Source organism: Pontibacterium sp., from assembly GCF_041587635.1.
GTDB lineage: Bacteria > Pseudomonadota > Gammaproteobacteria > Pseudomonadales > Balneatricaceae > Pontibacterium.
This window is the reverse complement of the sequence record NZ_JBFGYC010000042.1, coordinates 1-14,622: the sequence shown is the minus strand read 5'-3', so window position 1 is coordinate 14,622 and position 14,622 is coordinate 1. Positions and strand designations below refer to the sequence as shown.

General features: G+C 51.5%; 15 protein-coding genes. 1 reads left to right on the top strand and 14 read right to left on the bottom strand.

Features of this window, described 5'->3' with window-relative positions:
- Positions 1–66: 66 nt before the first annotated feature.
- The 13 genes from lipA to ABYW01_RS04130 form a co-directional block, all read right to left on the bottom strand.
- A complete protein-coding gene (gene lipA / locus ABYW01_RS04190; protein ID WP_372831272.1) occupies positions 67–1,056 on the bottom strand; it encodes a lipoyl synthase in 990 nt (329 codons plus the stop codon).
- Between the two features lie 7 nt (positions 1,057–1,063).
- A complete protein-coding gene (gene lipB, locus ABYW01_RS04185; RefSeq protein ID WP_372831271.1) occupies positions 1,064–1,714 on the bottom strand; it encodes a lipoyl(octanoyl) transferase LipB in 651 nt (216 codons plus the stop codon).
- Positions 1,715–1,987, bottom strand: coding sequence for a YbeD family protein (locus ABYW01_RS04180; protein WP_372831270.1), 273 nt, complete (start codon positions 1,985–1,987; stop codon positions 1,715–1,717).
- Positions 1,988–2,001: 14 nt separating this feature from the next.
- Positions 2,002–2,856 carry an aminotransferase class IV gene (locus ABYW01_RS04175; protein WP_372831269.1) on the bottom strand — a complete coding sequence of 285 codons (855 nt, stop codon included), beginning with the start codon at positions 2,854–2,856 and terminating at the stop codon, positions 2,002–2,004.
- 64 nt (positions 2,857–2,920) lie between these two features.
- Positions 2,921–4,087 (bottom strand): D-alanyl-D-alanine carboxypeptidase family protein, encoded by a 1,167-nt coding sequence (locus tag ABYW01_RS04170; protein WP_372831273.1) that lies wholly within the window; start codon positions 4,085–4,087, stop codon positions 2,921–2,923.
- A 68-nt stretch (positions 4,088–4,155) separates the two neighbouring features.
- Positions 4,156–5,034, bottom strand: a complete 879-nt coding sequence (locus ABYW01_RS04165; protein ID WP_372831268.1) for a septal ring lytic transglycosylase RlpA family protein — start codon at positions 5,032–5,034, stop codon at positions 4,156–4,158.
- Positions 5,031–6,047, bottom strand: coding sequence for a lytic murein transglycosylase B (mltB, locus tag ABYW01_RS04160; protein WP_372831267.1), 1,017 nt, complete (start codon positions 6,045–6,047; stop codon positions 5,031–5,033). The genes ABYW01_RS04165 and mltB overlap by 4 nt, the downstream gene beginning before the upstream one ends.
- 18 nt (positions 6,048–6,065) lie before the next feature.
- Entirely contained in the window at positions 6,066–7,208 is a 1,143-nt protein-coding gene (rodA, locus tag ABYW01_RS04155; protein ID WP_372831266.1) for a rod shape-determining protein RodA, read from the bottom strand.
- Positions 7,195–9,111, bottom strand: coding sequence for a penicillin-binding protein 2 (gene mrdA, locus ABYW01_RS04150; RefSeq protein ID WP_372831265.1), 1,917 nt, complete (start codon positions 9,109–9,111; stop codon positions 7,195–7,197). The genes rodA and mrdA overlap by 14 nt, the downstream gene beginning before the upstream one ends.
- An 8-nt stretch (positions 9,112–9,119) precedes the next feature.
- Positions 9,120–9,587, bottom strand: coding sequence for a 23S rRNA (pseudouridine(1915)-N(3))-methyltransferase RlmH (rlmH, locus tag ABYW01_RS04145; RefSeq protein WP_372831264.1), 468 nt, complete (start codon positions 9,585–9,587; stop codon positions 9,120–9,122).
- A 5-nt stretch (positions 9,588–9,592) separates the two neighbouring features.
- Positions 9,593–9,937 carry a ribosome silencing factor gene (gene rsfS, locus ABYW01_RS04140; protein WP_193951539.1) on the bottom strand — a complete coding sequence of 115 codons (345 nt, stop codon included), beginning with the start codon at positions 9,935–9,937 and terminating at the stop codon, positions 9,593–9,595.
- A 10-nt stretch (positions 9,938–9,947) separates the two neighbouring features.
- Positions 9,948–10,598: a nicotinate-nucleotide adenylyltransferase gene (gene nadD / locus ABYW01_RS04135; protein WP_372831263.1), complete on the bottom strand. Its 651-nt coding sequence runs from the start codon at positions 10,596–10,598 to the stop codon at positions 9,948–9,950.
- Positions 10,599–10,610: 12 nt separating this feature from the next.
- A complete protein-coding gene (locus ABYW01_RS04130) occupies positions 10,611–11,867 on the bottom strand; it encodes a glutamate-5-semialdehyde dehydrogenase (RefSeq protein ID WP_372831262.1) in 1,257 nt (418 codons plus the stop codon).
- A 186-nt stretch (positions 11,868–12,053) separates the two neighbouring features.
- Between ABYW01_RS04130 and ABYW01_RS04125 the strand changes: the two genes are divergently transcribed.
- Positions 12,054–13,508, top strand: coding sequence for a hypothetical protein (locus ABYW01_RS04125; protein ID WP_372831261.1), 1,455 nt, complete (start codon positions 12,054–12,056; stop codon positions 13,506–13,508).
- 11 nt (positions 13,509–13,519) lie between these two features.
- Here ABYW01_RS04125 and ABYW01_RS04120 read toward each other — a convergent pair.
- The coding region (locus ABYW01_RS04120; RefSeq protein ID WP_372831260.1) for a diguanylate cyclase domain-containing protein at positions 13,520–14,622 on the bottom strand (1,103 nt) is incomplete at its 5' end.

Genomic DNA, 14,622 nt, shown 5'->3' with positions numbered 1-14,622 from the left:
TCAGAATAACGGACAATAAAAAAGGAGCCGACAGGCTCCTTTTAAGAATTCTTGCTAAGAGAGGTCTTACTTAACCTCTTCTCCTTTCGCCTGCAGATCGGCATGGTAAGAAGAACGGACCAATGGACCACAGGCAGCATGCTTGAAGCCCATCTCTTTGGCCAGACGGGAAAACTCATCAAACTCTGCAGGTGTTACGAAGCGCTCCACCTTCAGGTGATCCCGGCTAGGCTGCAGATACTGACCAATGGTCAGCATATCCACATCATGCGCACGCAGATCACGCATAACCTGAATGATCTCTTCGTTAGTTTCTCCGATACCAACCATCAACCCGGATTTAGTCCGGACATCGGGGTTCTGCGCTTTAAACTTCTTCAGCAATCGCAAAGACCACTCGTAGTCTGAACCCGGACGGACTTTCTTATACAAGCTGGGTACCGTTTCCATGTTGTGGTTGAACACATCAGGGGGGGTCTGCGTAAGGATATCAATGGCGATATCCATACGACCACGAAAGTCCGGTACTAAGGTTTCAATCTGAATGTTCGGTACGCGTGAGCGCGTCTCACTGACACAGTTCGCAAAGTGCTGGGCACCACCGTCACGCAGATCATCCCGATCTACGGAGGTCACCACGACGTACCGCAGCGCCATATCCGCGATTGCTTCGGCCAGTTCACGGGGTTCATCTTCAGCCAGCGGGTTAGGACGACCGTGCGCCACATCACAGAACGGACAACGACGGGTACAGATATCCCCCATAATCATGAACGTTGCTGTACCGTGGCTGAAACACTCACCCAGGTTGGGACAGCTCGCTTCTTCACATACCGAGGACAACTTATGATTACGCAGCTTCTCTTTGATCCGTTTTACTTCAGCATTGGATCCCATGCGTACACGCAACCAATCAGGCTTACGCGGCATTTCATCTTTTGCTGTTGGAATCACCTTTACCGGAATGCGGGCAACCTTGTCGGCACCACGCAACTTAACACCCTGTTCAGCGCGTTTCGGGTTGGAAGTTGTCATGTTGTCAGTATCACGAGCCATGTAGTTTTTATTCCAGAACGTCAGAATGAGAGACGTGAGTATACCCGATTTTGCCTACCAAATGATCGACCAGCTTTTGCATAAGGCCCTTCAATTCCGGCATTTCGGTCAACTCTGAGAGCTGCGTCATCGGCATACCCGCGTAGCCACAGGGGTTAATCCGAAGAAAAGGCTCCATATCCATATTCAGGTTCAGCGCCAGCCCATGGAAAGAACAGCCACGCCGCACACGTAACCCCAAAGAAGCGATTTTTGCATTCCCCACGTACACCCCAGGTGCATCCGGTTTGGCATAAGCATCAACACCATAATCAGCCAACAGGTCAACCAATGTGCGTTCCATGATATCGACCATCTCACGCACGCCAAGCTTGCGCCGCCGCAGATTGATCATCAGATACACAATCAGCTGCCCGGGGCCGTGGTAGGTCACCTGACCGCCACGATCCACCTGCACCACAGGAATATCCCCCGTGGAGAGTAGATGTTCTGCTTTTCCCGCCTGCCCTTGAGTAAATACCGGTTCGTGCTGTAGCAACCAGATTTCATCACGGGTATTTTCGTCCCGGGTATCAGTAAAGGCCTGCATCTTCTCCCATGTAGGGGTATAAGGCTCAATCGCCAGCTGCCGAACCAGAACCTGATCGCTCACTTTCATTCACATCACCATCGTGACACGGCCGGTATCCATCAAAGCTTTGTGCAACGCACTGAGCTGAGCTTCGCCTGTCGCTGTAATGCTGAATCGGACCGACTGGAAGGTACCTTTTTTACTGTCTTGCACTGTGATAGTCGTGATATCCAAGTCGGGAGCATGCAGCTGCACGACTTCGATCACCAGACTCTGAAAGTTATCACCACCACGGCCCAGCACTTTAATAGGGTAGTTTTCACATGGAAATTCGATTTTTGGCGCTTCTGTATCACTCATCTTTCTTTTCGCTTTTACTCGCCAGTCATCAGCTTTTGCTGATAACGGATAAACAGTTCAAACATAGCCAACCAGAGTGGGCCTTTCTCGCCATCACCCACCTGATCACCGTCAATTTCAATTACCGGCACTACCCCGCGGGTAGAGCTGGATATCCACACTTCATCAGCCGCTTTTAACATTTCATAATCGATATCCACTTCCTGCAAGGGAATCGCATGTTCATCGGCCAACTGCATAATTAACTCGCGGGTGGTACCGCCCAAAATCTCAGAACCGCGTTTTGGGGTATAAATAACACCCTGCTGTACGATAAAGACGTTGCAGGAAGATCCTTCCGTCAACTTACCGTCTCGCATCATTAATGCTTCATCCGCATCCTGCGCTTGCGCTTGATGCACCACCATTATATTAGGCAACAGACAGGTCGACTTCACATCACAGCGATGCCAACGCAGATCGGCGGTGACGATTACCTTCATCGGCACAATGTCGTCTGGACCTGCTGTATATATGTCCTTGATCGGCGTACAGCAGGCAAATACCGTCGGCGACAGATCATCACCGTATCGATGACTGCGACTATCTGCAGCTCCGCGGGTTACCTGCAGATAAACAGAAAGATTACCGCCGCCATTTTGACTGACCAGCAGGTTCAGTATCGCTTCCCAGTCTTGAACGGTTTGAATCTGTAAGGCACGTAAGCTGTATTCCAGTCGTGCCAGATGCTCCGTAAGTCGAAAACCCACACCCTGATAAAACGGGATCACCTCGTATACGCTATCACCAAAGAGGAATCCACGATCAAACACCGAAATCTGAGCTTGATCAGCCGGTAGGTACTCGCCGTTCAGGTATACGATATTCATAGTCTATAAACGCAAATGCCCACATCTTTTCAGATGCGGGCATCCCTGCTTAACCTAAAAGTGTTTAGCCAATCAAGCCAACAAAGAACAACATAATGGCATGCCAAATACGTTTCAGCAGACCGGCTTCCGGAATATCTTCCAAGGCAACCAGTGGCACTTCGCGTACCAGTTCACCATTGAGCAGAATGTTTACGTTGCCGTAAACCTCGCCTTTCACGACTGGCGCCTTGATAACTTTATCAATATCCATCACGGCTTCCAACTGATCAACCTGACCCCGAGGAATCGTGACGGCCAGTGGATCAGATAAACCCACCTTCAGCTGATCCTGCACACCCGACCAAACCGTAGCACTGTTCAGGGCTTCATTGGCATTATAGAGTTGATGTGTCCGATAGTAACGGAACCCATACGACAGCAGTTTCTGACTTTCCTGCGCACGGGCCTCTTCGCTGCGCGTGCCCATCACCACAGAGATCAGGCGCATACCTTCACGCTTTGCCGATGCCACCAGGCAATAACCCGCCGCATCAGTATGGCCGGTTTTCAGACCGTCCACGGTTTTATCACGCCATAACAGCTTGTTGCGGTTGGGCTGACGAATCTTGTTATAAGTAAAGTACTTCTCGGAGTAGACGCCGTAATGCTGCGGATAACTCTGAATAATGGCCCGAGCCAATTGCGCCATATCCATTGCAGAAGATACATGAGCATCGTTCGGCAAACCGGTGGCATTAAGGAAGTTCGAGGTCTTCATGCCCAGCAGGTCCGCGTGCTGATTCATCAGATCCGCAAACGCACGTTCACTACCCGCAATATGTTCCGCCACTGCGACCGAGGCATCGTTACCCGATTGAATGACGATGCCTTTCATCAAATCTTCCAGTCGAACTTGGGTACCCTCGCGAATAAACATGCGAGAGCCAGGTGTACGCCATGCCTTTTCGCTGACCAGTACCAGATCCTGTTTACTGATGTTGCCTTTACCCAATTCATACGCCAGAACATAACTGGTCATCAGCTTTGTCAGGCTCGCCGGCGGAAACGCAGTGTCCTCGTTTTTTGCCGCGATCACTTTGCCCGTATCCGCATCCATCACGACATAGGCTCTAGCCGCAATCTGCGGTGCTGCCGGAATCAGGGAAGCTGCTTGCACGCTCACCGCACACAAACTCAGAAACATTAAGAAGATAAGTCGAAATTTGGCTTTAAACATGTGTATCCAAATATAAAAAGCTGAATTGGGAAATGAACATTACAGACGATGCACAATCGTGCACAACTGTACTGAACCCCTCAATCTAAGTCCACCAGATGGGTATCCGGATATCCGGATCTCTCCAACTGACCGATGAGATCACGGACCTGAGTGTCTGAACTGACCGGACCTACTTGCACCCGGTATAGCACCCGATCACCACGATCAAGGTTGCGTATGACAACCTTTTGCCCGGTTAGTGCCCGCACTGTCGCCGTTACTCTCTCAGCAGCGATACGGTTGCTATAAGCCCCTACCTGCAAGTAGCTGCCGCTCACCCCAACGGGCTTCGATGCTTCCGCAGTAGTTGCTCGCACAGGGACGCGAACGTTTGGTGCAGAACGCACAGGTAACACGGGGGGTGCCGCGGCGATCACCGAGGAAGAACGCTGCCAACTGCGTGGATCAATGGCTTCGACCTCAACTTGCGCTGTCCCGCTTCGCAACATATCAAGCTTGGATGCCGCGGCATAGGACAGATCAATAATACGCCCTTGATGAAACGGGCCCCGGTCATTCACCCGAACGATGACCTGACGGCCATTTTTTAGGTTTGTCACCCGAACATAGGTGGGAATAGGTAAGCTTTTATGTGCCGCGGTCATCGCGTACATATCGTACTTTTCACCATTCGAGGTGGCGTGCCCATGAAATTTCTTACCGTACCACGACGCACCGCCACGCTGCTTATAGCCTTGGGCACTGTCCAGAATGTAGTAGCGTTTGCCAAACACGACGTAGGGGCTTTTGTTCCCGCCACGGCTTTTAGGTTCTGCCCGAGGTACGGCATCCTTCACATGCGACACATCAACCGCCTGCGAAGGACCATGATCCTGCTTGATAGAGTAGCGACCGCCTCCGCCGGAGGAACATCCCACCAGCAGAATCAATGGCAGCAGGATTAAAATCCGCTTCATGACTTAGGTTTCCCGTACTCTACCTTCACCGCCTGACTCAGTTCATGCACAGCCATCGCATACAAACGACTGTGGTTATAACGGGTAATCACGTAAAAATTATGTAATCCCAGCAGATCCTGGAACTGACCATCAGTTTCCAAGCGCATCAGCGTTGCGGGCTGATCAGCCTGTAGCGTGCGCTCTGCACTGACCCCACGCTTAGACCAGTCAGCCAGGGTTAACTTCGGTTTAAGTCCATCATTGAACCAGCTCTCGTCAGCGCTCCCGCCGACCTGAACACCACTCACAACCGCACCATCTTTCTGCCAGCCATGGCGGGCAAAATAGTTGGCAACACTGCCAATGGCGTCGGTCTTGTTCGTCCAGATATTTCGCTGACCGTCACCGTCAAAATCAACCGCATAGTTACGGAAACTGGAAGGAATAAATTGCCCGAATCCCATCGCGCCGGCATAAGAGCCTTTCAGGCTGAGCGGATCAATATTTTCCTCTTTAGCCATATGAAAATACTCTTTCAGCTGACCGCGGAAAAACTTAGCGCGTTTAGGATAATCAAAACCCAGCGTGGTCAACGCATCCACCACGCGATACTTACCCATAATACGGCCGTAGTGGGTCTCAACACCGATGATTGCGACGATATATTCTGCGGGAACACCGTATTGTTGCTCTGCCCGCTGCAAAGCCTCAGCGTTTTCCTGCCAAAATGTAACGCCCCGATCAATACGCTTTTGCTGGATAAAGATATTGCGGTATTCCCCCCATGTCAGACGTTTTTCCGCCGGACGTGAGATCGCTTTTAGGATCGACTCCTGCCGTGTCGCTTGCGCGAGCACCGCACGTAGCTCATCCTCGGCAAAACCTTCCTTTGCCATCTCCTCTATAAATGGCTCGGTCTCTGGATGCAATGCATAGTTAGCGGGTTTCGCCGCAGAAACAGCACAACCGGCCTGCAGAAGTACTGCACTGCCTAAGATTGCAGATACGAGATGTTTTTTTACCCGTTTCATTCCGTTTTGTCCCCTGAATTACCGCAACATCATAGTTTTATGGCTATGCACTGACATCAACAAACCAAATCCCGCCATCAGCGTAACGATGGACGTTCCGCCGTAGCTTACCAGCGGCAGAGGTACTCCTACCACCGGCAAAATACCGCTAACCATGCCCATGTTGACAAAAACATAGACGAAAAATGTGAGGGTAACACTCCCTGCCACCAAACGCCCAAAACTGTGCTGAACATTTGCTGCCATCCATAACCCACGTCCGATTATCGCAGCATAGAGTACGAGCAGCATCAAAACGCCAACCATCCCCATCTCTTCTGCAATGACGGCAATAATAAAATCGGTGTGTGATTCTGGAAGAAAATCTAACTGTGACTGTGTACCGGAGAGCCAGCCTTTGCCGGTTACACCGCCAGAACCGATCGCAGTTTTTGACTGAATAATATTCCAGCCAGAACCTAAGGGATCACTCTCCGGGTCCAGGAACGTCAGTACACGCTGCTTCTGGTACTCTTTCATGACCATCCACAAGCCGGGAAGTGCCGCGCCAGCCACCGCCAGTGCACCAAATACATAGCGCCACTTAATACCGCTGAATAACAGCACAAAAACACCGGACGCAGCAATCAGCAACGAGGTCCCCAAGTCCGGCTGCTTCATGATTAACACGGTTGGCACACCAATCAACACCAGCGCTACAAAGGTATGCTTTAAGCCCGGAGGTAAGGCCCTAACAGCTAAATACTGCGCCACCATCAGGGGCAAAACCAGTTTCATAATTTCAGATGGCTGAAAACGAAAGCCTGGCAGCTGAATCCAGCGCTGGGCCCCTTTTGCCCCCACTCCAAATAAAATGACACCGATCAGCAGCAACACGCCCAAGGCATACAACCAGGGGGCCCAACGCCCGAAAAACCGGGGATCAAGCTGAGCCAGAACAATCATCGCGCCAAATCCCGCGCCCATGCGAATCGCCTGTCGCTGGACGTAGGCCGTATCCTGACCAGAAGCGCTGTACAACACAAACAGGCCAAAGGAGCAGAGCGTGATCAGCAACATCAGCATAATCGGGTCAAGCTTGGTATAACTCCAGAGCGAACGACGCCGACGCAACGAATCACTCGCTTCTGGCATATGGCGGCGGAATTCAGTCGTGCTCATAACCCATCAAACTCTCAAGTTCAGTTTCTTTAACAGCGTCTTCACCCACCAAATAGGCATCCATCACTTTACGGGCAATCGGTGCAGCAGTCGTAGAACCACCACCTCCGTTTTCAACAATCACCGCCACCGCAATCTGGGGGTTTTCAACCGGCGCAAACGCTACGAACAGCGCGTGATCACGCAAACGTTCCGCCAGTTTTTCCGCATCGTACTCTTCATCCTGTTTGATACCGACAACCTGAGCCGTACCGGTTTTTCCTGCAAAACGGTATTTAGCGCCTTGCGCGGAACGACGGGCGGTCCCTCTAGGGCCATGCACGACATCCACCATGCCCTGAATAATGTTATCCCAGTATTCAGGGTGTTTGAGTGCCACGTCATCCGGTTTCTCGCGACCGTAGTCGTGGTTCAGGTCGGTCGCTGTAAAGCCTGCTTCTTCATCAACCTGATACAGCCCCTTCAGCATACGTGGCTGTACCCAACGCCCCCGATTAGCGATAACCGCGGTAGCGGTCGCGAGCTGCAGGGGCGTCGCCAGCAGGAAGCCCTGTCCGATACTCAGGTTCAGTGAATCCCCCGGATACCAAGGCAAGCGGCGGCTATTGCGCTTCCACTCCCGTGAAGGAAGAATACCGCGCGTGGCTTCGGGCAGGTCGAGGCTTTCGATAGAACCGAATCCGAAATAGCCCAGATATTCCGACATCGGATCAATGCCCATTTTGTGACCCGCAGAATAAAACCAAACATCACAGGACTGAGCCAGCGCCAGATTAAGACCCACGGTGCCGTGACCACCGCGTTTCCAGTCCCGGTATTTTCGCCCGCCTTTGGTCAGAGTAAACCAGCCAGGATCGCTGACCCTGAACGCGGGAGAGACCGACTCAGAATCAATGGCCGCAAGCGCGATGATCGGTTTGACAGTGGACCCCGGTGGATAACGTCCACGCAATGCGCGGTTAAACAACGGCAGGTCATCTGATTCACGCAGTGCACCGTAATCCTTATTCGAGATCCCTGTTACAAAGAGGTTTGGGTCGTATCCGGGTGTCGATACCAATGCAAGAATGCCACCATCATTTGGATCAATCGCAACCACTGCGGCCCGACGTCCTTCCAGTAATTTCTCGGTCACTTGCTGAAGTTTCAGGTCGAGGCTCATCACCAGATCTTTACCCGGCACCGGGTCACTACGCTCAACGACACGCATAATCCGGCCGCGGGCATTGGTCTCCACTTTCTGGAAGCCCACATCACCATGAAGCTCGGCTTCGTAATATTTTTCGACACCTAATTTTCCGATGTAGTGCGTGGCAGAATAGTTAGTTTCATCAACCTTCTGCAGCTCTCGCTCGTTAATTCGTCCAACATATCCCAGCGCATGTACGAGTGATGAGCCGTAGGGATAGTAACGGATCAGATCAGCCTCAACCCGCACCCCCGGTAAACGGTGATAGTTGACCGAAATGCGAGCGATCTCCTCTTCAGTCAGGCGAAAGCGCAGCGGCACGGATTCGAAGGGACGACGACGCTGTTTGAAGCGTTTTCGAAAACGCTCAATCTGACGATCAGTAATCGGTATGAGTTCTTGCAGGCGCAGCAATGTTCCGTCGAGATCCTGAAGTTCTTCTTTCAGCAATGTCACGCTGTAGCTGGGCTGATTATCCGCTAACAACACGCCATTACGGTCATAGATCAGGCCTCGTGTCGGCGCGACCGGCTGCAGTTGAATACGGTTTTTATCTGATAGCGCAGTAAAACGGTCATGCTCCGTCACCTGCAGAAAGTAAAAGCGAGACACCAATCCGAACAGCGCAATGATCACCAAGATAAAGGCGATCACTGCTCGGACCTGAAAGGTCCGGCTTTCCCGGTGGTGATCTTTAAAACGTGAAGGACTCATCCAAGCCCCTATTTGTGATAGGGGTGGCCCTGGATCACTGTCCAGGCGCGATAAAGCTGCTCAGCCAACAACACCCGCACCAGCGGATGGGGCAGGGTCAGGGCAGAAAGGGACCATTTCTGGTCAGCCAGGGCAACACAACGGCTATCCAAGCCATCCGGACCACCGACCAACAGAGAAACATTACGCCCATCCATGCGCCAGGTTTCAAGCTGATCGGCCAAATGTTCGGTGGACCAGTTTTTACCGCCTACTTCCAGTGCGATAACCCGATCTCCTTTTGGAATCGCTGCCAGCATCTGATCACCCTCAAGCTTCTTGGCCCGGGCCAGGTCGCTGTTTTTACCGCGATGGCCCAGGGGTAACTCAACGAGCTCCAGCTGCATCTCCTGTGGTAACCGTTTGGCATATTCACTATAACCTTCGGTTACCCAGCGTGGCATCTTGCCGCCAATGGCGATCAGGCGCACTTTCATCGGGGTTACTTAGCCTCGCTCTCGGTCTCGTCGATACTCCACAGGCGTTCGAGATCGTAGAAGCTACGTGCGTCAGGCATCATGACATGCACCACCAGATCGCCCAGATCAACTAAGATCCAGTCACCGGTTTGCTGACCTTCAACACCCATCGGCTGTAAACCCAACTTTTTAACCTTCTCTGCCACATCCTGAGCAGTTGAGACCACATGACGGGAAGAGGTTCCGCTCGCGATCAACATGTAATCGGTAATTGTCGACTTACCACGCACATCCAGCAGAGTGATATCTTTGGCTTTCATGTCTTCTAGAAAGCCGGTAACCAGTTCGATCAGTTTTTCTGTCTGCATTTGTCTCAATTCAATTGGTTAGATAACCGTAAAGGTTATGATCTTTTATATATGCCCAGACCGGATCAGGGAGCAGGTAGCGGGGCGAATCGCCGCGCGTCACCAGCTTACGAACCTGAGTGGCTGAAATACCCAGAGGGGTCATTTCATGGATCAGGACATGACCTGCCGGTTTACTCAGCAACTCAGCCTTATCCGTTACACGGTTGGCACAGGTAAAACGTTGCATGATTTCGTCTGGTTCAAAATGATATCCAGGACGCGCCACGACGATAATGTGCGCATAGCCCAGAAAATCCTGCCACTGGTGCCACTTTGGCAGCGTCAGGTAAGCATCCATACCCATCACCATACAAATGGGATGATGCTCGCCCAACTCCTCACGCAATCCTTGTAAGGTCAGTAACGTATAGGAAGGCTTATCCGACGCAACTTCACGGGCATCAGCCCGCAAAGCAGGTTCAGGCAACACGGCAGCTTCTACCATGGCCAGTCGCTGCTCCGATGTACAACCCGGCGCATCACGATGCACGGGTTGCTTTGACGGAATCAGGCTGACTTGAGGAACCCCCAGCCATTGCTGAATCTCTAACGCGGTCCGCAAGTGGCCATTATGAATGGGATCAAAGGTCCCCCCCATAAATACAAAAGCCTCGTTCACCGATAGCTCCACTTAGTTACGGATATGACCGTCACCCAAAACGACGTACTTTTCAGATGTCAGGCCATCCAGCCCAACCGGGCCACGCGCATGGATCTTATCGGTAGAGATACCGATCTCGGCACCCAGGCCGTATTCAAAACCATCGGCAAAGCGCGTCGACGCATTCACCATGACAGAACTTGAATCCACTTCCAGCAAAAATGCCCGGGACTTAGTGTAGTTTTCAGTAATGATCGAGTCAGTATGGTGCGAGCCATACTTGTTGATGTGGCGAATTGCTTCCGCCATATCGTCCACCAGCTTTATCGACAAGATTGGCGCCAGGTATTCAGTTGACCAATCCTCTTCCGTGGCTTCATTGATATACGGCAACAGTTCGCGGGTGACATCACAGCCGCGCAATTCAACACCAATAGCCTGATAACGCTCGGCCAGTTCGGGCAGAACATCTGCCGCAACCGTTCGGTTTACTAACAGTGTTTCCATCGTGTTGCAGGTGCCGTAGCGATGTGTTTTTGCGTTGATCGCAACATTCACCGCTTTGGCCTTATCCGCATCACTGTCGATATAGACGTGGCAGATACCATCCAGATGTTTAATCACCGTCACTTTGGCGTCAGCACTGATACGTTCGATCAAGCCTTTACCACCGCGCGGCACGATCACATCCACGTATTCAGGCATGGTAATCATCTGCCCCACCGCGGCACGATCGGTCGTTTCTACAACCTGTACAGCGGTTTCCGGCAAACCCACTGCGGCTAAACCGGTTTTAATGCATTCAGCAACGGCCTGATTCGAATTAATCGCTTCAGAGCCACCGCGCAAGATAGTCGCATTACCGGATTTCAGGCACAGACTCGCCGCCTCAACCGTAACGTTCGGACGGGATTCATAGATGATACCAATCACCCCCAGCGGTACACGCATCTTACCAACCTGAATACCGGTCGGTCGGTACTTCAAATCAGTAATGGCACCCACGGGGTCAGGCAGACCGGCAACCTGGCGCAAACCTTCGATCATTGTATCGATACGCGCAGGCGTCAGTTCCAGACGATCCAGCATCGCATCGTCCAAACCATTAGCGCGACCGTTATCCAGATCTTTCTGGTTAGCCGATTGCAATGCATCGCGGCTATTATCGATGGCATCCGCCATCGCCAGCAATGCTTCGTTTTTTGTGCCTGTAGCTGCTTTAGCTATCAACCGGGCAGCATCTCGTGCCTGCTGGCCCAGCTCAATCATGTACTCTTCTACGTTCATGAAGTCGTCTTCCCGATCAGTGATCGACCCATTATAGCGCCGTCATTGTCTCCGGTCATGGTCACACTTCGCTGAATTCGATTAACCATTCCTGAAATCTCCTGCTATCATTGAACGTTTGTCACCCGCGGTGGCCTAACCTCTTCTATATTTAGACTTTAAGTATCTGATTTAAGCTATATAAACGTGAGCACGGATAACCGCCCCGCCCTATTTTCAAATAAATCCCTGTCTTTGATGGCTGCCTTGGTTTTCCTGGGTAGCGTACTGCTGGCGGGGAGTTATTTATGGTTTGCCGCCAGCCAACAAGCTGACGCGGAAACCCGTCGTCTCGGCCATTCGCTGGCCAAGCAAACGACGTTCCTGATCCGCCCCCTGATTCTGGCCGATGATCGAATCAGCGCTAACCATCTGCTGAAAGAACTGGTCGAGCTTGATTATGTATCGGGTATGCAGCTCTCGGATGCGCGTGAACAGGTCATCGCGCGCTCAGGAAACAATGAAGGTATTCACGTACAACGCCGAATGATGCAGCACGAACGCCAGATCGGTACGCTGACACTGTGGTTAAACCCGAGCACTCTGCAGCAGGCACTGCATAAGCAACTCCTGCTGACGATGCTCTTTGTCCTGCTTAGCGGAAGCCTCACCGCCATCGTACTCTGGTACCGCTGCCGAGCGGCCGACGCAACGGAAAGCCAAATACCAACAGATGATTTCTCGCAAACACTGGCGCGGGCGATCCCGGCATCCACCGACACCGTCCCTGTGGACAATAACACTCCGCCCTCAATTGGCCCAACAGGTCCAGACCCTCTTGTCGAAACATCGCCAGAACCTGACATATCCGTTGAGAGCGATAACGCTGAAGCAGATATTGCAGCCGCTTTAAACGAGCCTGACACCACTCTGACAGAAACAACGATCGAACTGGAAGAGCAGCCACTCACCGCAAAACAGGCGAAGGAAAACCCGCTGCTAAAACGCGGAAGAGATGAGGAACAGCTGGATCTTTATAGTTTTGAACACGAAATGGAACTGATGCTTACCGCAGAGAATGCGGCTTACATGCTTTACATCGATGCCACATCTGCGCATACGGAGTATGCCGATGCGATCGAGCGCGAAGAGCTCTTAAAGATCTATCACCAGTTGGCAAACCAGGTGGCACACATCTACAGCGGCCAGCTTGAGATTAATCCAAACGGGGACATGCAGGTTCTATTCTCTGAACCTCTGGAAGACGATGTCCATGGCGTAAACGCACTCTGCTCAGGGCTGCTATTTGTTTTGCTATATAAAGGCTTTAACCAACAACGTATTGGCCAGTTTAAACCGGTTCTGAACCTGCATATAGCACTGGTGCGCGGTCACCGCGGCAAACCTCAGATTCTGCAGGAGGAAGCCCGTTTCCTGACCCGGACGACCCAGAGCAATGAACTGATCAGTCATACCGCTCTTACAGAAGCTCCCGATATTAAACAGGCGCTGCTGAAAGATGCTGACATCCGCAGAGAAGATGAAGATAAGGTACTGATTCACAAAGTTGAAAAGCGCTATCAAACGCTGTTTGAGAAACAATCCAATCATCTGCTGACCAAACTGAAACAGCATAACGATACACGGGATAACGCACACTAGCCGAACCTGTTTCAGCCAATCATTGCACCATCTTTCCCGCTTTTTTTCACCACATACATACGAGTATCGGCAGCCTTCAGTAAGGCATCCACATCATCCCCCTGATCTGGTGCGATAGCACCACCCACTGAGCAGCTCACTCGCAAGCCCCGCTCGATTTCATCAAAAGGTTTACGTAACACATCCAAAATACGATCTGCCAATTGCTCTTTAGCTTTTAAGACATCGCGACCAAAGATAAGAATTGCAAACTCGTCGCCACCAATTCTGGCAACCAGATCGTCATCGCGTAACACCCGATCAAGACGCCCTGCGATTTCAGTTAGCACCTGATCACCCGCTTTATGGCCATAACGATCATTAATGCCCTTAAAATCATCAACATCAACATAGAGTACAGCTAGCTTTTCCTGTTGATCCCGCGCGGAAACCAGCGCCTTTGCTGCCGCCTCGTTAAATGCCTGTCGGTTGGGAATCTGAGTGAGCGCACAGCGATAAGCCAGATGTTTATAGGCTTCACTACGTTTTAGCGCCTCTCCCGTCTCTTCTTCCGATCTCGCCAGCATTCGCTGCATCTCATTTCGGGCAAGCATAGATTCGGCCAGCCGTTCCAACAATCCCATGTGGCGATGCGCCCAGAATCCAATCAATGGCACTGCCAACAAACCAATCAATAACATATTGATGAGAAAATCGAATTCAGATTGCATCCGTTGATTGGTCTCACGGTCATATTGCTCATGAGCACTTTTTAAAACCGCCAGAGCATCAATCGCCGCTTGGTCACTGATCAGTATTCGCCGGTCCAGTTCGGTGGAGATAAGTTGATTCCGCACACCTGCCTCAGCCAGCTCCACGGCATCAAGATAGGTATAAAAGGTCTTATGAATTTCAGCAAGTGCGGACTTTTCTTCGCGGCTCAACGTTAGTAAGCGGTACGCCTTTAATGCACTGTGAATTTCGGCGCTATCGATTACAAGTCGCTTAAGGTATGCAGGATCTTGTCGCAGGACGTAGTTTTTGAAGTTATGGATAAAACCGCCATAACCTGCGGCTCGATGAATACGCGCCAACGCATCAGCACGTTGTGTGGTTTCATAACTCTGCTCTACCC

What these genes read in the sequence shown, in the direction of transcription:
- lipB (WP_372831271.1), bottom strand. Translation starts at nt 1,714, where the DNA reads ATGAAAGTGAGCGATCAGGTTCTGGTTCGGCAGCTGGCGATTGAGCCT.
- ABYW01_RS04130 (WP_372831262.1), bottom strand. Translation starts at nt 11,867, where the DNA reads ATGAACGTAGAAGAGTACATGATTGAGCTGGGCCAGCAGGCACGAGAT.
- lipA (WP_372831272.1), bottom strand. Translation starts at nt 1,056, where the DNA reads ATGGCTCGTGATACTGACAACATGACAACTTCCAACCCGAAACGCGCT.
- ABYW01_RS04175 (WP_372831269.1), bottom strand. Translation starts at nt 2,856, where the DNA reads ATGAATATCGTATACCTGAACGGCGAGTACCTACCGGCTGATCAAGCT.
- rlmH (WP_372831264.1), bottom strand. Translation starts at nt 9,587, where the DNA reads ATGAAAGTGCGCCTGATCGCCATTGGCGGCAAGATGCCACGCTGGGTA.
- mrdA (WP_372831265.1), bottom strand. Translation starts at nt 9,111, where the DNA reads ATGAGTCCTTCACGTTTTAAAGATCACCACCGGGAAAGCCGGACCTTT.
- rodA (WP_372831266.1), bottom strand. Translation starts at nt 7,208, where the DNA reads ATGAGCACGACTGAATTCCGCCGCCATATGCCAGAAGCGAGTGATTCG.
- mltB (WP_372831267.1), bottom strand. Translation starts at nt 6,047, where the DNA reads ATGAAACGGGTAAAAAAACATCTCGTATCTGCAATCTTAGGCAGTGCA.
- ABYW01_RS04165 (WP_372831268.1), bottom strand. Translation starts at nt 5,034, where the DNA reads ATGAAGCGGATTTTAATCCTGCTGCCATTGATTCTGCTGGTGGGATGT.
- ABYW01_RS04180 (WP_372831270.1), bottom strand. Translation starts at nt 1,987, where the DNA reads ATGAGTGATACAGAAGCGCCAAAAATCGAATTTCCATGTGAAAACTAC.
- rsfS (WP_193951539.1), bottom strand. Translation starts at nt 9,937, where the DNA reads ATGCAGACAGAAAAACTGATCGAACTGGTTACCGGCTTTCTAGAAGAC.